General features: G+C 71.6%; 18 protein-coding genes. 14 read left to right on the forward strand and 4 right to left on the reverse strand.

Annotated elements, in window-relative coordinates:
- Positions 1-149 precede the first annotated feature (149 nt).
- The 8 genes from infC (at position 150) to AB0L53_RS35820 (ending at position 7,735) form a co-directional block, all read left to right on the forward strand.
- The gene (infC, locus tag AB0L53_RS35785; RefSeq protein WP_357955860.1) at positions 150-767 is read left to right on the forward strand and encodes a translation initiation factor IF-3; all 618 of its coding nucleotides are present in this window, start codon (positions 150-152) and stop codon (positions 765-767) included.
- A gap of 124 nt (positions 768-891) precedes the next feature.
- A complete protein-coding gene (gene rpmI / locus AB0L53_RS35790) occupies positions 892-1,086 on the forward strand; it encodes a 50S ribosomal protein L35 (RefSeq protein WP_225298242.1) in 195 nt (64 codons plus the stop codon).
- Between the two features lie 23 nt (positions 1,087-1,109).
- The gene (gene rplT / locus AB0L53_RS35795) at positions 1,110-1,493 is read left to right on the forward strand and encodes a 50S ribosomal protein L20 (RefSeq protein WP_219538506.1); all 384 of its coding nucleotides are present in this window, start codon (positions 1,110-1,112) and stop codon (positions 1,491-1,493) included.
- A 157-nt stretch (positions 1,494-1,650) separates the two neighbouring features.
- Positions 1,651-2,454, forward strand: coding sequence for an RNA methyltransferase (locus AB0L53_RS35800; protein ID WP_364003668.1), 804 nt, complete (start codon positions 1,651-1,653; stop codon positions 2,452-2,454).
- Between the two features lie 50 nt (positions 2,455-2,504).
- Positions 2,505-3,593 carry a PAS domain-containing sensor histidine kinase gene (locus AB0L53_RS35805; RefSeq protein ID WP_364003671.1) on the forward strand — a complete coding sequence of 363 codons (1,089 nt, stop codon included), beginning with the start codon at positions 2,505-2,507 and terminating at the stop codon, positions 3,591-3,593.
- A 170-nt stretch (positions 3,594-3,763) separates the two neighbouring features.
- Positions 3,764-4,804 (forward strand): phenylalanine--tRNA ligase subunit alpha, encoded by a 1,041-nt coding sequence (pheS, locus tag AB0L53_RS35810; RefSeq protein ID WP_364003751.1) that lies wholly within the window; start codon positions 3,764-3,766, stop codon positions 4,802-4,804.
- Entirely contained in the window at positions 4,804-7,359 is a 2,556-nt protein-coding gene (locus AB0L53_RS35815; protein ID WP_364003674.1) for a phenylalanine--tRNA ligase subunit beta, read from the forward strand. The genes pheS and AB0L53_RS35815 overlap by 1 nt, the downstream gene beginning before the upstream one ends.
- Positions 7,360-7,432: 73 nt before the next feature.
- Entirely contained in the window at positions 7,433-7,735 is a 303-nt protein-coding gene (locus AB0L53_RS35820; protein WP_364003677.1) for a hypothetical protein, read from the forward strand.
- A 101-nt stretch (positions 7,736-7,836) separates the two neighbouring features.
- Here AB0L53_RS35820 and AB0L53_RS35825 read toward each other — a convergent pair whose 3' ends face one another.
- The 3 genes from AB0L53_RS35825 to AB0L53_RS35835 all read right to left on the reverse strand — a co-directional run bounded on the left by AB0L53_RS35825 (position 7,837) and on the right by AB0L53_RS35835 (position 10,066).
- Entirely contained in the window at positions 7,837-9,129 is a 1,293-nt protein-coding gene (locus AB0L53_RS35825; protein WP_364003680.1) for an MFS transporter, read from the reverse strand.
- 137 nt (positions 9,130-9,266) lie between these two features.
- Entirely contained in the window at positions 9,267-9,626 is a 360-nt protein-coding gene (locus tag AB0L53_RS35830) for a nuclear transport factor 2 family protein (protein ID WP_358187146.1), read from the reverse strand.
- Positions 9,627-9,667: 41 nt separating this feature from the next.
- Positions 9,668-10,066, reverse strand: coding sequence for a hypothetical protein (locus tag AB0L53_RS35835; protein ID WP_364003684.1), 399 nt, complete (start codon positions 10,064-10,066; stop codon positions 9,668-9,670).
- A gap of 280 nt (positions 10,067-10,346) precedes the next feature.
- On the opposite strand from AB0L53_RS35835, the gene nuoB reads away from it, so the two are divergent.
- From nuoB to AB0L53_RS35865, 6 genes are read left to right on the forward strand one after another with little or no spacing between them, the layout of a single operon-like run.
- Positions 10,347-10,784: an NADH-quinone oxidoreductase subunit NuoB gene (gene nuoB / locus AB0L53_RS35840; RefSeq protein ID WP_364003687.1), complete on the forward strand. Its 438-nt coding sequence runs from the start codon at positions 10,347-10,349 to the stop codon at positions 10,782-10,784.
- Positions 10,781-12,763 (forward strand): proton-conducting transporter membrane subunit, encoded by a 1,983-nt coding sequence (locus AB0L53_RS35845; protein WP_364003690.1) that lies wholly within the window; start codon positions 10,781-10,783, stop codon positions 12,761-12,763. The genes nuoB and AB0L53_RS35845 overlap by 4 nt, the downstream gene beginning before the upstream one ends.
- Before the next feature lie 5 nt (positions 12,764-12,768).
- Positions 12,769-13,695, forward strand: a complete 927-nt coding sequence (locus AB0L53_RS35850) for an NADH-quinone oxidoreductase subunit H (protein ID WP_364003754.1) — start codon at positions 12,769-12,771, stop codon at positions 13,693-13,695.
- 5 nt (positions 13,696-13,700) lie between these two features.
- Positions 13,701-14,360, forward strand: a complete 660-nt coding sequence (locus AB0L53_RS35855; protein ID WP_357654682.1) for a hypothetical protein — start codon at positions 13,701-13,703, stop codon at positions 14,358-14,360.
- Entirely contained in the window at positions 14,360-15,847 is a 1,488-nt protein-coding gene (locus AB0L53_RS35860; RefSeq protein ID WP_364003694.1) for a proton-conducting transporter membrane subunit, read from the forward strand. Before AB0L53_RS35855 ends, AB0L53_RS35860 begins: the two co-directional genes overlap by 1 nt.
- Positions 15,844-17,307: an NADH-quinone oxidoreductase subunit C gene (locus AB0L53_RS35865; RefSeq protein ID WP_364003697.1), complete on the forward strand. Its 1,464-nt coding sequence runs from the start codon at positions 15,844-15,846 to the stop codon at positions 17,305-17,307. Before AB0L53_RS35860 ends, AB0L53_RS35865 begins: the two co-directional genes overlap by 4 nt.
- Before the next feature lie 11 nt (positions 17,308-17,318).
- On the opposite strand, the gene AB0L53_RS35870 is transcribed toward AB0L53_RS35865, so the two are convergent.
- Positions 17,319-18,980, reverse strand: a complete 1,662-nt coding sequence (locus AB0L53_RS35870; RefSeq protein ID WP_364003700.1) for a class I adenylate-forming enzyme family protein — start codon at positions 18,978-18,980, stop codon at positions 17,319-17,321.
- Positions 18,981-18,990 lie beyond the last annotated feature (10 nt).

The following is an 18,990-nucleotide window of genomic DNA, read 5'->3' on the forward strand; positions in this document are numbered from 1 at the left end:
CAGGATCACGCCGGACTTACTCCGGGGAGCTTACGGCCACGATGCCAAAGAGCTCAGTGGCCCCGCATGCGCGACGTGCGGGGCTTTTCGCGTTTGCGCGGAGTTCCTCGGCACCGAGCACGTACGGGAACGCAAACCTAGGAGGCCCCATCAGCACTGAGCCCCGCATCAACGAGCGTATCCGAGTTCCCGAGGTTCGCCTCGTGGGCCCGAACGGCGAGCAGGTAGGCATCGTCTCCATTCACGATGCCCTCAAGCTCGCTCAGGAGGCCGACCTAGACCTCGTCGAGGTCGCGGCCACGGCTCGACCGCCCGTGTGCAAGCTCATGGACTACGGCAAATTCAAGTACGAGTCCGCGATGAAGGCGCGCGAGGCGCGCAAGAATCAGGCGCACACGATCATCAAGGAGATCAAGCTCCGGCCGAAGATCGACCCGCACGACTACGAGACCAAGAAGGGTCACGTGGTGCGGTTCCTCAAGGCGGGGGACAAGGTCAAAGTCACGATCATGTTCCGTGGTCGCGAGCAGTCCCGGCCGGAGCTCGGCTTCCGACTGCTGCAGCGGCTCGCGGACGACGTCCAGGAGCTGGGATTCGTCGAGTCCCACGCGAAGCAGGACGGTCGTAACATGATCATGGTGATCGGTCCGCACAAGAAGAAGGCTGAGGCGAAGGCCGAAAAGGCCGCAGCCAAGGCACAGCGTGGCGGCGAGGAGCCTTCCGAGCTGGAGACTTCCGAGCAGGAAGCTCCCATACAGGAAGCGTGACCCGCGGTTGGGGTTAGCCTTAACAGCACACCCCGACAGCCACCCCGCCAGACGAAGACGCCGCGACCGGGTCGGCCAGCACCGGCCCGGCCACCGGCACGGACGAATTGAGGAGAGACGGCGAATGCCGAAGATGAAGACGCACAGCGGTGCGAAGAAGCGGTTCCGGCTCACCGGCACCGGCAAGGTCGTGCGCCGCCGGGCCAATCGCGCGCACTACAACGAGTGGAAGTCGTCCACGCTGACGCGCCGTCTCAAGAACGAAGTCGTCCTGTCCGACGCTGACTCCAAGAAAATCAAGAAGCTGCTCGCCAAGTAGCGCGACCCCCGGGGAGATAGAACATGGCACGCGTGAAGCGGGCGCTCAACGCCAAGAAGAAGCGCAAGGTCGTCCTCGAGCGGGCTTCCGGTTACCGTGGCCAGCGGTCACGTCTGTACCGCAAGGCCAAGGAGCAGATGCTCCACTCGATGACGTACGCCTATCGGGACCGTAAGGACCGTAAGGGTGCGTTCCGTCGTCTGTGGATCCAGCGGATCAACGCCGCTGCCCGCCAGAACGGCATGACGTACAACCGCCTGATCCAGGGTCTGCGGCTGGCCAACATCGAGGTCGACCGTAAGATCCTCGCCGATCTCGCGGTGAACGACAGCCAGACCTTCGCCACGCTCGTCGAGGCCGCCAAGAAGGCGCTGCCGGCGAACGTGAACGCCCCGGCCGCGAGCTGAGGCGCTTGACAGAGGAGCCCGGCGAGGCTCTAGCCGAGGGCCCACCTGATGGTGGGCCCTTTGCTGTGTGTACAGGCGCCACGATTGCTGTACGCGCGGGCGCCACGCGCGGGCACGCGGCCGGTGCGACCGGCCGTACAGATCATCAGGGGAGAGCATGGCCGGATCCGAGCTGACCAACGTGAAGTCGCCGCGCGTGAAGGCCGCCAGACGGCTCGCCAAGCGCGCCTTCAGGGAGCAGGACCGCAAGTTCCTGGCCGAGGGGCCCCAGGCCGTACGCGAGGCGCTCAAGCTCGAAGGGGTGACGCTGGAGCTGTTCGCCACCGCCGAAGCCGAGCTCCGTCACCCCGAGCTGATCACCGACGCGACGCTCAAGGGCATCCCGATCCACCGGGCCAGCGGCGAGGTCCTGGCCGAGCTCTCCCAGACCGTCACCCCGCAGGGGCTGCTGGCCGTCTGCCGGCTGGTGCACGTGCCGCTCGACGACGCCCTTTCCGGCGACCCGCGCCTGGTCGCGGTCCTCGCGCACGTGCGCGACCCCGGCAACGCGGGCACCGTCATGCGCGCCGCCGACGCCGCGGGAGCCGACTCCGTGATCTTCACCGACGCCTCCGTCGACCCCTACAACGGCAAGTGTGTACGCGCCAGCGCGGGCAGCCTGTTCCACCTGCCCGTCACCATCGGTACACCGGTGGCCGCCGCCGTGCGTCAACTCAGAGAGCGCGGACTTCGCGTGCTGGCGGCCGACGGCGCGGGCAAGCACACGCTCGACGACGTCGACCTGTCGGGCCCCACCGCGTGGATCTTCGGAAACGAGGCATGGGGTCTGCCCGAGGAGGTTCTCGCCGAAGCCGACGATGTGGTCAGAGTGCCCATCTACGGACAGGCCGAAAGCCTCAACCTGGCCACCGCGGCCGCGGTATGCCTTTACTCCTCCGCCAGGGCTCAGCGAGTGCCCTAGGCGGCTGGAAACCCGCTATTGTCGGCCTTGTAGGCGGAGGAGGCGAGTTCGTGCACGGCGCAGACACCGATGGTCGAGTGGTCGCCTCCGCGTGCACGATAGCCATCGACGATCTTCCAGACGGCCTCATCGTGACCGACAGATTCGGTTGCGTGCTGGCCGTCAACCGAGCCGCCGCGCGGCTCACGGGCGTCACCGTCGAGCGGGCGGTCGGCAGGGACATGAACGAGGTCTTCCCCTTCCGCGACCATGACGGCCGCGAGTGGTGGAAGGCTCTCGACCCCGAGGGCGGTCTGCGCACCCGCAGCAGGGTGCCCGAGCGCCCCATCCACCTGCCCGGCGGGCAGGAGCTCTACGTCGCGGCCAGGCTGTCGCGCGAGCCCGAGCGGTGCGGCGACGTCGACCGGGTGACGATCACCCTGCGTGACGGCGGTGCCCGCGCCCGGCTGGAGCGCAGCCGCGCCGACCTGGTCTCCACGGTCGCCCACGAGCTGCGCTCGCCGCTGACCAGCGTCAAGGGCTTCACCGCGACCTTGCTGGCCAAGTGGACCCGCTTCACCGACGAGCAGAAGCGCGTCATGCTCGAGACCGTCAACAACGACGCCGACCGCGTGACCAGGCTGATCACGGAGCTGCTCGACGTCTCCCGCATCGAGTCGGGCCGGCTGGAGCTGCACCGCCAGGTCGTCGACGTGCCCGCCAGAGCGCGGCGCATCATCGCGGGCCGCGTCGCGGCGGGGGAGGCCGAGGACCGCTTCCGCCTCGTCGTCGGCGACCACCTCCCCGAAATGTGGCTGGACCAGGACAAAGTCGACCAGATCCTCGGTAACCTGATGGAAAACGCGGTGCGCCACGGACGCGGCACCGTCACCATAGACATCGAGTCCGTCGGATGGGGAGTTGGCGTGTCGGTGCGCGACGAGGGCGAGGGCATCGCGCCCGAGCTGGCTCCGCGCGTCTTCCGGCAGTTCTGGCGCGGCAACAGCCGCCGGCGCGGCGGCACCGGGCTCGGCCTGTTCATCGTGAAGGGCCTGGTCGAGGCGCACGGCGGCACGATCACCGTGCAGCGCGCGCCCGAGGGTGGGGCGGAGTTCCGATTTACCGTGCCCACCGGCACACCCGACTTCGCCACGGTGTAGTTAGCCACGGTGCGGTCCGCGCGGCCCGATAGCGGGAAGCGGCGGGAGTCGGGCCCGGTGGGCGGATCCCACTAGACTCTGTCACGCTCAAGCCCTGGATACGGAGCTCACTCTTGTCTGACTACGACCCCGTCGAGGTGACACCGTTGCATGCCGACGAGGTGTCCCGCATGGAGGCCGACGCCCTGGCGGCGATCAAGACGGCCGGCGACCTCGACGCACTCAAGCAGGCGCGGCTGGCCCACGCGGGCGACCGCTCGCCCATCGCGCTGGCCAACCGCGAGATCGGCGCTCTGCCGCCCGCGGCCCGCGCCGAGGCCGGCAAGCGCGTCGGCGGCGCCCGCAAGGCGATCAACGAGGCGCTCGCCGCCCGGCAGGCCGAGCTGGAGGCCGAGCGCGACGCCCGGGTGCTCGTCGAGGAGGCCGTCGACGTCACCCTGCCGTGGGACCGGCAGCCGCGCGGCGCCCGCCACCCGCTGACCACCATGCAGGAGCGCATCGCCGACACCTTCGTCGCGATGGGCTACGAGGTGGCCGAGGGCCCCGAGCTCGAAGGTGAGTGGTTCAACTTCGACGCCCTCAACATCGCCAAGGATCACCCGGCGCGCTCCGACCACGACACCTTCTTTGTGGAGTCCACCGAGTCGGGCATGGTCCTACGCACCCAGACCTCGCCGGTGCAGATCCGCGCGCTGCTGCAGCGGGGCGCGCCGTGCTACGTCATCTCGCCGGGCAAGGTGTTCCGCACCGACGAGCTCGACGCCACCCACACTCCCGTCTTCCACCAGGTCGAGGGCCTGGCGATCGACGAGGGGCTGACGATGGCCCACCTCAAGGGCACGCTCGACCGGTTCGCCGAGGTCATGTTCGGCGAGGGCATCACCACCAGGTTCCGGCCCAACTACTTCCCGTTCACCGAGCCGTCGGCCGAGATGGACCTCAAGTGCTTCGTCTGCCGCGGCGCCTCGGCGATCCCCGGCAACCCGCCGTGCCGCACCTGCAAGTCCGAGGGCTGGATCGAGTGGGGCGGCTGCGGCATGGTCAACCCGCGCGTACTGATCGCCTGCGGCGTCGACCCGTCGACATACTCGGGTTTCGCGTTCGGCATGGGCATCGAACGCACGCTGATGTTCCGCCACAACGCTGAGGACATGCGCGACATGGTCGAGGGAGACGTGCGCTTCACGCTTCCGTTCGGATTGGAGATCTGATGAAGGTCCCGCTCTCCTGGCTGCGGGAGCACGCCGATCTCCCGGCGGTCACCGCACAAGAGGTGGCCGACAAGCTCACCGCGGCCGGGCTCAAGCTCGAGTCGATCACCTCCCACGGCCACGACGTGAAGAACGTCGTGGTCGGCGAGGTGCTTGAGATCGAGGAGCTGACCGGTTTCAAGAAGCCGATCAGGCACTGCAAGGTCGAGGTCGGCGAGGCGATGCCGCGCGAGATCGTCTGCGGCGCCACCAACTTCGCCGTCGGTGACCGCGTGCCGGTCGTGCTGCCGGGCGGCGTGCTGCCCGGTGGCTTCGAGGTCGGCGCGCGCAAGACCTACGGGCGGCTGTCCGAGGGCATGATCTGCTCCGAGCGCGAGCTCGGTCTCGGCGAGGACCACGGCGGCATCATGGTCCTGCCCGCCGGCACCCCGATCGGCGCCGACGTGGTCGAGCTGCTCGGGCTCCGCGACGACGTGATCGAGCTGGAGATCACCCCCGACATCGGCTACGCCCTGTCGGTCAGGGGCGTGGCGCGCGAGGCCGCGACCGCCTTCGAGGTGCCCTTCCACGACCCCGCCGACGTCGAGCTGCCCACCGCCGACGAGCAGGCGTGGCCCGCCTCGATCGGCGACCCGACCGCCTGCGACAGGTTCGTGCTGCGCGAGGTCACCGGCTTCGACCCGGCCGCCCAGAGCCCGCTCTGGATGCGCGTACGCCTGACGCGGGCCGGCATGCGGCCGGTGTCGCTGGCCGTCGACATCACCAACTACCTGATGCTGGAGCTCGGCCAGCCGCTGCACGCCTTCGACCGGGCCAAGCTCACCGGCGAGATCGTCGTACGCCGGGCCGGGCAGGGCGAGCGGCTCGAAACGCTCGACCACGTCACCCGCGAGCTCGACCCCGACGACATCCTGATCACCGACCAGTCGGGCCCGATCTCGATGGCGGGCACGATGGGCGGACTGGAGACCGAGATCTCCGGCGAGTCGACCGACATCGTCATCGAGGCCGCGCACTTCTCGGCGACCGGCATCTCCCGGGAGTCGCGCAGGCACAACCTCGTGTCCGAGGCGTCCAAGCGGTTCGAGCGCGGCGTCGACCGCGAGCTGCCGCTGGTCGCCTCGTGGCGGGCGGTGAGCCTGCTGGCCGAGCTGGGTGGCGCCACCGTACGGCCGGGTCTGACGCACGCCGAGGTCGACGTCGAGCCGGCGCGCATCGCCATTCCGGCGAGCCATCCGGGCGACGTGGCCGGCGTGCCCTACTCCAAGGAGACCGTCGTACGCCGCCTGGAGCAGGTCGGCTGCGTCGTGACCGACGGCGACGACCCGGCCGTGCGCAGGGGCGGAGTCGACCCGACCGGGGTCGTGACCGGCGGCGAGCTGGCGGCCAAGCTGGCCGTCACCGGCGACGACATGCTCACGGTCACCCCGCCGTCCTGGCGGCCGGACCTCACCGACCCCAACGACCTGGCCGAAGAGGTCATCCGCCTCGAAGGCTACGAGCGCCTGCCCTCCGTGCTGCCCAAGGCTCCGGCCGGAGCCGGGCTGACCGAGGGACAGCGGCTGCGCAGGCGGGTCGGCCGGACTCTGGCCGCCGCCGGTTACGTCGAGGTGCTCGCCTACCCGTTCATCAGCGAGGGCGACTTCGACGCGCTGCAGTTGCCCGCCGACGACGCGCGCCGCCGCGCCCTGCGGCTGGCCAACCCGCTGGCCGAGGACGAGCCGCTGCTGCGTACGACGCTGCTGCCGGGGCTGCTCAAGACCCTGGTACGCAACGCCGGGCGGGGCTTCTCCGACGTGGCGCTGTTCGAGTCGGGACCGGTCTACCGGCCACGCGAGGGAGCGCCGGACACCGCGCCGGTGCTGGGTGTCGAGCGCAGGCCCAGCGACGACGAGCTGGCCTCGATCGCCTCCGCTCTGCCCGACCAGCCGCACCGGGTCGCGGTCGTGCTGGCCGGCGAGTTCGAGCGGTCCGGCTGGTGGGGCCAGGGTCGCCAGGAGTGCTGGGCCGACGCCGTACAGGCGGCCCGGCTGGTGGCGGCCGAGGCGGGAGTCGAGCTGTCGGTCATCGCCGACCAGCACGAACCGTGGCACCCCGGCAGGTGCGCCGCCCTCTACGTCGGCGACACGCTCGTCGGCCACGCCGGCGAGCTGCACCCGCGCGTCGCCGAGGCCTACGGACTGCCGCCGCGCACCTCGGCGATGGAGCTGGAGCTGTCCAAGCTGGACTCGGCCATGCCGGGTCCGGTCGACGCGCCGGCCGTCTCGTCCTACCCGGTCGCGACCCAGGACGTGGCGCTGATCGTGCCCGACTTCACGCCGGTCGCCGACGTGGAGGCGGCGCTGCGTGACGGGGCGGGCGAGCTGCTGGAGTCGATCCGGCTGTTCGATGTCTACGCGGGGGAGCAGGTAGGGGAGGGCAACAAGTCGCTCGCCTACACCCTGCGCTTCCGCGCGGCCGACCGCACGCTGACGGTGGAGGAGACGACGGCGGCTCGTGACGCCGCCGTGGCCATGGCCGCCGACCGCGTCGGCGCCCAGCTCCGCAGCGCCTGACCGTCCAGTCGCCACGAGGTCCGGTACGGTCCGCCGTACCGGACCTCACGCATGAGCGCGCCGGGACTCGCGCATGAGCCCGGCGAACGCGACCCTGCGCATGAGTCCGGCGTGCCCGGGCGGCACGCATGAAAGGCCGGAGATGAGGTATCTGCTGGTGTTCGCCGAGCGCGACGACGCCGAAGAGGTGGCCGAGGCGCTGGGCGAGCGGTTCCCCGCCCTGGGGACACCCCAGGTGGTGCGGGAGACGCTCGCCGGAGAGGACGACGCCGAGGACGCGCAGTGGCTGGTCGTCCTGGAAGGGCTCGACGAGGGCGGCCTGCCGGAGGTCGACGCCCTCGTGGAAGACCACGACGGCTGGCGCGAGCCGGGCTGACCACAGCGTGCCTCAAGGTGGTGAGGCGGGCCGGCCACAGCCGCGGCTCCAGGCGGTGAGGCGGGCTGGGCACAGCCGCGGCTCTGGGCCGTCAGCCGCGCCTATGCGGTGAGGCGGCTCTCTCGGCGGGCCTTCTCGGTCAGCGCGTGCTCGTCGGTGCGTGAGTCGTACCCGCGGAACTTCGGCAGCACCGCCGCCAGCCCGGCCACCGCCGCGACGCACAGCACGCCGCCCGCGCCCAGGGAGAACCGGGCGCCGCCCCACTGCGCCATCAGCCCGGCCCGGGCGTTGCCGAGCATCGGACCACTGGCGTAGGACAGCAGCTCGATGCCGGCCAGTCTGCCCCGCAGCTCGTTGGGGATCGTCTGGTTCCACATCGTCATGCGGAAGATGCCGCTGATCATGTCGGCCGCCCCGGCCAGCGCGAGGCAGAGGAAGATCGCCCAGACGTTCGGGATCACCGCCGCCAGTGCCATCGCGGCGCCCCAGAGAGTCGCGGCGATGATCACGCCCATGCCCTGGCGGTGTACGCGCGCCGTCCAGCCGCCGGTGAGCGAGGCCACGAGAGAACCCACCGCACCCGCCGAATAGAGCAGTCCGAGCGCCTGAGGCGCGCCGAGCTGGTCGGCCAGGAACGGGAAGAGCGCCGTCGACATCGCGAACAGCATGGCGGCGATGTCGACCAGGTAGGTGCCGACCAGGTCGCTCCGCCCGGCCGCGTAGCGCACGCCCTCCACCAGCGAGCTCAGCGACGCGGGCGCGGCGTCCTCAGCGGGCGGCACGGCCTTGATCCGCCACAGCAGTATCAGGGACAGGACGAAGCTCACCGTGTCGAGGCCGTAGGCGACGGCCGTGCCGAACGCCGACACCAGCAGCCCACCGAGCGCCGGGGCGACGATCGCGCCGAGGTTCCAGCGCAGGTTGGCCAGCACCGCAGCCGCGGCGAGCTGGTCGTGCCTGACCACCTGCGGGATCAGCGCCTCCAGGCTGGGCCGCTGCAGGCAGCCCACGCCCATCGCCAGGGCGCCGACCACATAGAGCACCCAGACCTGCGGGTGGGGGAGCAGCGAGTTGACCATGAGCAGCCCCGAGGTCACCATCAGCCCCAGCTCGCTGAGCAGGATGACCGTGCGCCGGTCGAGCGCGTCGGCGATGGCGCCGCCCCACAGCCCGCACACCACCATCGGCACGAACTCGGCCAGGCTCACCAGACCGACCGCCACGTAGGAGCTGGTGAGCTCCTTCATCTGGAACGGCACCGCGACCATGGTGATGAACGTGCCGAACATCGTGATGACACCGGATGCCATGAGCAGCCGATAGTCACGCGAGTCCCGCAGCGGGCCCAGGTCGGGTGCCAGCCCGCGGAGCAGGCGTTTCAGTTGATCGGCCACGAGATCTGATTCTGCGTCGCGGCCCTCGGCGCGGGCAAACGGTTTATCTTGCGGCCCATGGCACGGGCAAGCGGTTTACCCGGCACAAGGCTGGGCCCCTGGAGTGTGGTGTCTCCAGGGGCCCAGCGAAGCCGTGTTCAGGCGGCGGGCACCTTGTCCAGGAAGCCCAGGACCCTGGCGATCCGGCCGTCCGCGGCCAGCTGCACCACGTCGAACCCGACCACCACCGGCTCCTCACCCGCCGGGCCCAGGTGCCAGGTGAACCGGGCGATGTCGTGGTGGGCGTCGTACACCTCACCGGGGCTGAACACGAAGCCCGGGAACATGCCCTGCGCGCCCTCGATCAGCGCGGCGAGCCCGGCGTGCCCGGAGACCTCGGCCAGCGGGTCGGTGTAGGTCGCGTCCTCGGTCCAGACCTCGGCCACGGCCTTGGCGCGGGCGTCGGCGTCGGTCTCGTTCCAGGCGGCGATGTAGCGGTCGACGAGTTCGTTGCTCATGATTTTTCTACCTTTCGGGTGATATTGAGAGAAGGAGGGGGTCAGCGGAGGCGGCGGAGGCCCATGATCTGCAGCTCGGCGAAGACGCCGACCACGAGCGCTTGGCCGATCGCCCACACCGCGCCGGGCGTGGTGAACTCCGTCATCCCGGTGACCACGGCGGCCACGCTGGCCAGGGTCCAGACGGCGTTGAGCGCGATCACGGCCTTGGTCGCCGCCGGGCTGATCGCCTGGCGGCTCGCCAGCAGGCCGACCGCCACGCCGTACGCGAGAAGGAAGACGCCGATCGCCCTGAGCAGGCCCGCGTCCGGGCCGAGCAGGTCGCTCGCGGGACCGGCGGCGGCAAGGTAGACGAGCCCGTTGACACCGGTGACGACGGCGTCGGAGGCCAGCGCCAGGCGCAGGAACCTGGCCCGGTCGGTCACAGTGAGGGCGGTCATTTCGGCGCTCCCTTCGAGCGGTTCGTTCGGACATGAGAACCATGTCAGCGGGGGTGTGGGCGCCGCGATTACGCCAGAGGTAATGCGCGCGCTTATCTCCGGCTCCACCTGGGATGCGGCTCTCGAAAGACCGTCCCGAGGGAGATCTTTAGCGGTGCGCACTCCGAGCCGCCCACGGGCCCGGCATAGTGGTCAGCCCGGCGCGGGACGGTGTTCTCCCAGGTCGGGGCGATGGGGGGTCGCAGTGGGTCTGTGGGGAAAAATCCGGAAGACGGGGCGGATGGCCGAGCCACCGCTGGAACGCGGGAAAGATTGCGAAACGTCCGAGCTGTCGGGATCGGTGCAGATCCGCCACGTGGACGCGGGCTCGTGCAACGGCTGCGAGGTGGAGATCGCCTCGGTGTTCGGGCCGGTCTACGACGCGGAGCGCTACGGCGCCCGGCTGGTCGCCTCGCCGCGGCACGCCGACGCGTTGCTGGTCACCGGGCCGGTCACACGCAACATGGAGATGGCGCTGCGCCGCACCTACGAGGCCGTGCCGGAGCCGCGCATGGTGATCGCGCTGGGCGACTGCGCGCGTGACTGCGGGGTGTTCGCGGGCGCGTACGGCGTCGTGGGCGCGGTGGGTGACGTGGTGCCGGTCGACGTCGAGGTGACCGGGTGCCCGCCGCCGCCCGAGGCGATCATCGAGGCGCTGCGCGGGATGACCGGGCGATGATCCTCTACGCGTGCGCCCTGGGCCTCTGCCTGGCCGCCGCCCTCCTCGCCCTGCCGCGCCCACGCGCGATCACCGTCGCGGCGGAAGCGATCACCGCGCTGGCCGGCGTGGTGGCGGCCGTGGCGGGGGTGCGGGCGACGCTCGGCCACGGCTGGTCGGCCTGGCTGCCCGACCTGCTGCCCCTGGGTGGCCTGCGCCTGACGCTCGACCCGCTCGGCGGCCTGTTCACCGCCATCACGGGCGCGGTGACGGTGTGCGCGGCGATCCACGGCATCGGCTCCGGCGCGGCCAGGGCGACGCGGGTGGTCATGCCGCTGTTCGTGGCCGCGCTGCTGCTGGTGCCGGCGGCCGGCGGCGTGAGCACGTTCCTGTTCGGCTGGGAGCTGATGGCGATGACCTCGCTCCTGCTCGTGGCGGCCGAGCACCGCGACCGGCCGTCGGTCAGGAAGGCCGCGCTCTGGTACGCCGTCATGACCCACCTCGGCCTGGTGACGATCATGTGCGGGCTCTGCTATCTGGCGGCCGGAGCCACGGGCGACGGCTTCGACCAACTGCGCGCCGCCGAGCTGTCGCCCATCGCCAAGGACGTGATCTTCCTGGCCACTCTGGCCGGGTTCGCGGCCAAGGCCGGGATCGTGCCGCTGCACGTGTGGCTGCCCAGGGCCTACCCGGCCGCGCCCGGCCACGTGGCGCCGCTGATGAGCGGCGCCATGGTCAACATGGGCGTCTACGGCGTGGTCAGGGTCGGCCTCGACCTGCTGCGTGGCGGTCCCGTCTGGTGGTGGTGGATCGTCCTGGCGCTCGGCGCCCTGTCCGCGCTGTACGGAGTGCTCCACGCGGCCATGGCCACCGACCTGAAGCGGCTGCTCGGTTACTCCTCGACCGAGAACATGGGCCTGGTGCTCATCGGCGTCGGCGCGGCCGGCTTCTTCGCGGCCGACGGCGCCGGCCCGCTGGCCGCCCTCGCCCTCACCGCGGCCCTGCTGCACGTCGTCAACCACGCCGCGTTCAAGACGCTGCTGTTCCAGGCGGCCGGCTCGGTCCATCGGGCGACGGGCACCAGGGATCTCGACGCGCTCGGCGGCCTGCGCACCCGCATGCCGTACACCACGGCCCTGTTCGCCGTCGGCGCCCTGTGCGCGTCGGCGCTGCCGCCCGGCAACGGCTTCGTCAGCGAATGGCTGCTGCTGCAGAGCCTCATCCACGCGCTGCCCGCCTCGGGGGTGGCGGGCGCGGTCACGATGCCGCTGGCCGTGGGCGCCATTGCGCTGACGGCGGGGCTGGCCGTGGCCACGTTCGTGAAGGCGTTCGGCGTCGGGTTCCTGGCCCGGCCGCGCAGTCCGGCCGCCGAACGGGCGGTGGAGAGCCCGCGTACGGCGATCTGCGGGACGGCGCTGGCGGCGGCGGCCTGCCTGCTGCTCGCCCTCGACCCCGCGCTGGTCCTGCCCACGCTCACCGAGGCCGTCACGCGGGTGATCCCGGCGGGCCGGCCGGTCACCGGGGAGGTGACGCTCCGGCTGAGCGCGATCACCGGCTCGATCTCGCCGGTCCTCATCGCGCTGGCGCTGGCCGGGGCCGTGACGGCGGTGCTGTCGCTGGTGCGCACGGTGGCCGCCCGGCGCCCACGACGGACGGCCCGCCTGTGGGACTGCGGCGCGGGACCGGTCTCGGCCCGCATGGAGTACACCGCCACCTCCTTCGCCGAACCCCTGCAACGGGTCTTCGTCGACGCCCTGCAACCGGAGAGCGCCATCGACGTGACAGCCGTCAAGGAGTCGGCCTACCTGGTCCAGCGGGTACGGTTCCGGGCCAGGGTGCCCGACCGGGTCGAACGGCGACTGTACGAGCCGGTGCTGGCCGCCGCCGTCAGGCTCGGTGCGCGGGCGCGGCGGCTGGCCGACGGCAGCGTCCACCGCTACCTGTCCTACGGCTTCTACGCGCTGACCGGCGTGCTGATCGTGCTGGCGGTGATCTCGTGATCGCCATGGTGCTGCAGGTGCTCGTGGTGGCCGCCGGAGCGCCGCTGCTGGCCGGGCTGATGCGCCAGGTCAGGGCCCGTCTGGAGGGGCGCGCGGGCGCCGGGGTGCGCCAGCCGTGGCGCGACCTGCGCAAGCTGGCCCGCAAGGAACCCATCGCCCCGCACGGCACCGGCTACCTGTTCAGGGCGGCGCCGCCGCTGCTGGCCGGGACCACGCTGGTGGTCGCGGCGGCGGTGCCGCTGGTCACCGCCGCCTCGCCGCTCGACGGCGTCGCCGACCTGTTCGCGGTCGCCGCGCTGCTCGCGCTCGGCTCGGTGGCGCTGGCGCTGGGCGGGCTCGACACGGGCACCGCGTTCGGCGGGATGGGCGCCAGCCGGGAGATGACCGTGCTCGCCCTGGTCGAGCCGACGATCCTGCTGGCCGTCTTCGCCCTGTCGATCCGCGTGGGCACCACCGACCTCGGCGCGATCGTCACCGAGACCGCGAACAGCCCGCTGTCGGTCATCTCCCCGGTGAGCCTGCTGGCCGCCGTCGCGCTCGCGGTGGTCACGATCGCCGAGTCGGGCCGGATCCCGGTGGACAACCCGTCGACCCACCTGGAGCTGACGATGATCCACGAGGCGATGATCCTGGAGTACGCCGGCCCCGACCTGGCGCTCATCGAGTGGGCCTCGGCGATGCGGCTCACGGTCATGCTCGGGCTGTTCGCCGGGCTGTTCGCGCCGGTCGGCATCGCCACCGCGGGCGCCGGGCCGGTCATGCTGCTGGTCGCCGTGGTGGCGTTCGCCCTGAAGGTGGCTCTGCTGGGCGGCCTGCTGGCGGCCGGCGAGGTGTTCATGGCCAAGCTGCGCCTGTTCCGCATCCCCGAGCTGCTGGCCGGCTCGTTCCTGATGGCCCTGCTGGCGGTCGCCGCCTCCTTCTTCCTGGCGTGAGTGAGATGACTGATCCCGTGTACGTGCAGGCGCTCGACCTGGCCTGCGGCGCCTTCCTGCTGACAGGGGTGCTGGTCCTGTGGCGGCGCGACCTGGCCGCGATCATCTGGCTGTTCGGGCTGCAGGGGGTGGCGCTGGGCGCTCTGATCGCGGTCAGGGGGCTGCACGAGGCCGACGTCGAGCTGACCGTGCTCGGGCTCGGGGTGGGGCTGCTGCGCGCGGTGCTCCTGCCCTACCTCATGCGGCGCGCACTGGCGGCCGGCGAGGAGGGGCGCGAGGCCCGGCCGCACGTCAGCGTCGCCGCGTCGCTGCTGGTCACGGCCGTCCTGACGATGCTCGCGTACGCGGTCTCCCAGCCCCTCGTACGCCTGGCGCCCACGCCCGCCACCCAGGCCGTGCCGATCGCGCTGACCGTGCTGCTGGTGGGCTTCTTCGTGCTGGTCACCAGGAGGCGGGCGCTGTCGCAGGTGGTCGGGTTCCTGCTGATGGACAACGCCATCACCGCCGCCGCCTTCCTCACCACCACCGGGGTGCCGCTGGTGGTGGAGCTGGGCGTCTCCCTCGACGTGCTGCTGGCCGTACTGGCGCTGCAGGTTCTGACCACCCGGATGCGGGCCGCGTTCGGCGGCACCGACCTCGACGAGCTACGGGAGCTGCACGACTGATGGTGATCGTCCCGGTGGCGCTGCCGCTCGCGGCCGCGTGCCTGTATGCCCTGTTCGGCTGGAATCGCGTGACGGAGTGGCTCGGCGTCCTGTCCGCGGGCGGGCTGCTCGCCGCCGCCGTCCCGCTCGCGCGGGCCGGGGAGGGAAGCGGGCTGTGGGGGCTGCTGCGGGTGGACGCGCTCAGCGCGTACATGCTGATCGTGATCGGCGTCGTGGCGCTGCTGGCGATGCTGGCCAGCCCCGGCTACCTGCGGGCCGAGGCGGCCGCCGGCCGTACGGGGCCGCGGGCCGCCCGTAGCTACGGGATCTTCACCCAGTGCTTCGTCGCGGCGATGGCGACGGCCGTGCTGGCCGCGAGCCTCGGGATGCTCTGGGTGGCGGTCGAGGCGACCACGATCCTGACCGCGTTCCTGGTCGGGCAGCGCCGTACCAGGAAGGCCACCGAGGCGGCCTGGAAGTACGTGGTGATCTGCTCGGTCGGCATCGCGCTCGCGCTGCTCGGCCTGGTGATGGTGCACTACGCGGCCCTACACGCCGGGCTGTCCTCGCGCGAAGGGCTCGACTGGGTCTCGCTCGCCGAGCACGCCGGGCGGCTGGACCCGGGGGTGACGCGGATCGCGGTGGTGCTGCTCGTGCTCGGCTTCGGCGCCAAGGCGGGGCTCGCGCCGCTGTACGCCTGGCTGCCCGACGCCCACAGCCAGGCGCCCGCGCCGGTGTCGGCGCTGATGTCCGGGGTGCTGCTGTCGGTGGCGTTCTACGCGATCCTGCGCGTCAAGGTGGTCTCCGACGTGGCGCTCGGGGCGGGGTTCTGCCGGATGCTGCTGATCGTGGTGGCGCTGGCGTCGCTGGCCGTGGCGGCGGCGCTGCTGATCGGGCAGCGCGACTTCAAGCGGATGCTGGCCTATTCGAGCATCGAGCACATGGGGCTGATCGCGCTCGGCGCGGCCATCGGCAACGGGCTGGCGCTGGGCGCCGTCCTGCTGCACATCCTCGGGCACGGGCTGGGCAAGTCGGTGCTGTTCATCGGCTCGGGACGGATCCAGCAGGCGGCCGGGAGCAGCAGCATCGACGCGGTGCGCGGGCTCGGCGGGCGGGCACCCGGACTGGCCACGGTCTTCGGGCTCGGGCTGCTGGCGCTGCTGGGGTTGCCGCCGTTCAGCCTGTTCGCCAGTGAGCTGGGGATCGTGCGGGCGGGGTTCGCGGCCGGGCTCGGCTGGGCGGTGGCGCCCGCGCTGGTGCTCATGCTGGTGATCGTCGCCGGGGTGGGCAGAGCGGCGGGCCGCATGCTGCTCGGCGCCGCGCCACCGGGCTCGGGGGACGAGTACAGCGAGCGGCGGTCGCGTGGCGCGGGTGTGGCGCTGGTCGTCGGGCTGGTGGCGTGCGCGGTGCTCGGTGTGACGCTGGGGCCGCTCCGCCCGCTCCTGGAGTCCGCCGTCACCATCGCGACCGCCGGACCGCCGCTGAGCGCCATGGGAGGTGCGCGATGACGGCCACGCTCCCGCTGGTCGCCGAGATCGGCCCCGGCGAGCTCGCCGGGTGCGCCGCCGAGCTGCTGGCTCTGGGACACCGCGTCGCGCTCGTGGCCGCGCACGCCGAGGACGACGGCTTCCGGCTGGTCTACCTGTTCACCGCCGCCCGTCCGGCGAGGCGGGCCGAGCTCCACGTACGCCTGACCGAACCCGCCGTACCCAGCCTGGCCGCCCTCTCCTTCCCGGCCGGCCGCTTCGAGCGGGAGATCCGCGACCTGTACGGCATCACCCCCGAAGACCACCCGCTGCCCAGCCGCCTGGTCCGGCACCACCACTGGCCCAGAGGCTGGTACCCGATGCTCCCCGACGCGGGCCCGCCACCGTCGTTCGGCGACCCCGAGGGCCCGTACCCGTTCGGCGACGTGGAGGGCGACGGCGTCTACGAGATCCCCGTCGGCCCCGTGCACGCGGGCTGCATCGAGCCGGGCCACTTCCGCTTCTCTGTGGTCGGCGAGACGATACTCAAGCTCAAGGCCCGCCTGTGGTTCGTGCACAAGGGCATCGAGCAGCTCTTCGAGGGCCGCCGGCCGGAAGACGGGCTGGCCCTGGCCGAGCGGGTCAGCGGCGACACCTCGGTCGGCCACGCCCTGGCCTACTGCCTGGCCGTCGAGGAGGCCACCGGCACGGCCGTCGACCCCGACTCGCAGCGCGCCCGAGCCGTGCTGCTGGAGCTCGAACGCCTCTACAACCACGTCACCGACCTGGGCGCGCTCTGCAACGACGTCGCCCACAGCGTGCTGCAAGCCCACTGCGGCAACGTCCGGGAGCAGTTGCTGCGCGTCAACGCGGAGGTCACCGGCCATCGCCTGCTGCGCGGCGCGATCCGGCTCGGCGGCGCCGAGCCGCTGGCCCTGCCCGACACCGCCAGGCTCGCGGCGCTCGGCGCCGAGGTGGCCGAGATCGTCGGGCTCGCGCTCGGCCACGGCGTGGTGTCGGACCGCTTCACCGGCACCGCCGTGCTCACCGAGCGGGCCGCCGCGGACCTGGGCACGCTCGGCTACGTGGCCAGGGCCAGCGGGCTCGACGTCGATGCCCGCCGCGACCATCCGTTCATCGACCTGGGGCCGTTCCCGGTGGCGATCCGGGCCGGGGGAGACGTGCTGGCCCGCTTCCAGGTCAGGGCCGACGAGATCGCCGCCTCGATCGGGCTGATCGACCGGCTGGCGCACACCTCGGGTGACTGGAGCCTGCCGGACGGGCGGCGCGGCTCGGGCGTGGGCATCGTCGAGGGCTGGCGGGGCACGATCGTCCATCGCGTCGAGCTCGGCTCGGACGGCAGGCTGACCAGAGTGAAGATCGCCGATCCGTCGTTCTTCAACTGGCCCGCCCTGCCGGTCGCGCTGGGCGGGGCGATCGTGCCCGACTTCCCGCTGGTCAACAAGAGCTTCAACCTGTCCTACGCGGGAAACGATCTCTAGCCGCCCGGCCTCTACCTGCCCAGCACCTCGCGGCGCAGGTGGGTCTTGAGGATCTTGCCGCCCGGGTTGCGCGGTAGCTCCGCGTCCCTGAACCAGATATGCGCGGGGATCTTGAACTTGGCGATGCGCTCCGCCAGGAAGGACTGAAGTTCCTCGGCGGTGGTCGAGGTGCCCGGCTTGAGCCGGACCACCGCGCCCACCTCCTCGCCCAGCTCGTCGTGCGGGACGCCGATCACCGCGGCGTCGTCCACCGCCGGGTGCTCGAACAGGGCCGCCTCCACCTCGGCGCAGTAGACGTTCTCGCCGGCCCTGATGACCATGTCCTTGGCCCGGTCCACGATGTAGACGAAGCCGTCCTCGTCGATCCTGGCCAGGTCACCGGTGTGCAGCCAGCCGTCGACGAAGGTCTGCGCCGTCGCCTCCGGCTTGTTCCAGTAGCCCATGATGACGTTCGCGCCGCGTACGCACAGTTCGCCCACCTCGCCGGGCGGCAGCTCCTCGCCCAGCGGGCCGGTCACCCGGACGTCGACCACGGCCGTGGGCAGGCCGATGCTGTCGGGCCTGGCCAGGTAGTCGGGGCCGGCGTTGCCGATGGCCAGGCCGGTCGTCTCCGTCATGCCGTAGCCGTTGGAGGCGGCGCGGTCGGGCAGGTTCTCGCCGATGCGCTCCAGCAGCTTCGGCGGAGCCGGTGCCCCGCCGTAGCCGAGGGTGGTCAGCGACGACAGGTCGTACTTGACGAAGTCGGGATGCGACATCAGCTGCCACGCGTTGGTCGGCACGCCGATCATCGCGGTGATCCGCTCCCGCTCGATGAGCCGCAGCGCCTGCCCGGGGTCCCACTTGTACATCAGGACCAGCCCGCCGCCCGCGAACATGGTGGTGGTCAGCGCGGAGAAGCAGCCGGTGACGTGGAACAGCGGCACGGTCAGTAGCGTCACCCGGCGCGTGCCCGTCGCCGCGGCGACGTCCTTGCCCGCCAGCGCGACCGCCCGCATCAGCCCGTAGGCGAGGGTCATCGGCGACTGGCCCAGGTTGCGGTGGCTGCCCAGCGCCCCCTTGGGATGCCCGGTCGTACCGGAGGTGTAGAAGATCGTGGCCGGATCCTCGGGGGAGAGCTGGACGTCCGGCAGCGTCACATCCCCGCTGACCTCGCCCAGCACGTCGCCGAACGAGCGCGCGCCCGCGGGCACCTCGCCTCTGGCCACGATCATCGGCACGCCGGTGTCCGCGAGCCGGACGGCCCGCTCACCGTCCACGATCAGCACCTTGGCGTCGCAGTCGCGTACGCCGTACGCCAGCTCCGACTCGGTCCACCAGGCGTTGAGCGGCACGGCGATCGCCCCGGCGGCGAGGGCGGCGGAGAAGGCCACCGCCCACTCCGGATAGTTGCGCATGGCCACGACCACCCGGTCGCCCTTGGCCACGCCGTAGTCGGTCACCAGGCGGTTGGCCAGCGTCGCCGCCCGCCGGAAGTGCTCCTCGAAGGTGATGTGCTCGTCCTCGTAGACGAGGAACTCCTTCTCGCCGTGGTATCTGCTCATCTCCAGCAGGGCGCGGAAGTGGGCCGGAGCGTGCTTCCAGGTCCGCACCCCCGTATCGCCGATCTCCTCCATCTCGAAAAGCTGGCCAGGACCGGTGAGCTGGGCTTGGACCTGGGCATGAGAAAGAGTCATGCGAAGTACC

Source organism: Nonomuraea sp. NPDC052129 (genome assembly GCF_040680095.1).
Classification (GTDB): Bacteria; Actinomycetota; Actinomycetes; order Streptosporangiales; family Streptosporangiaceae; genus Nonomuraea.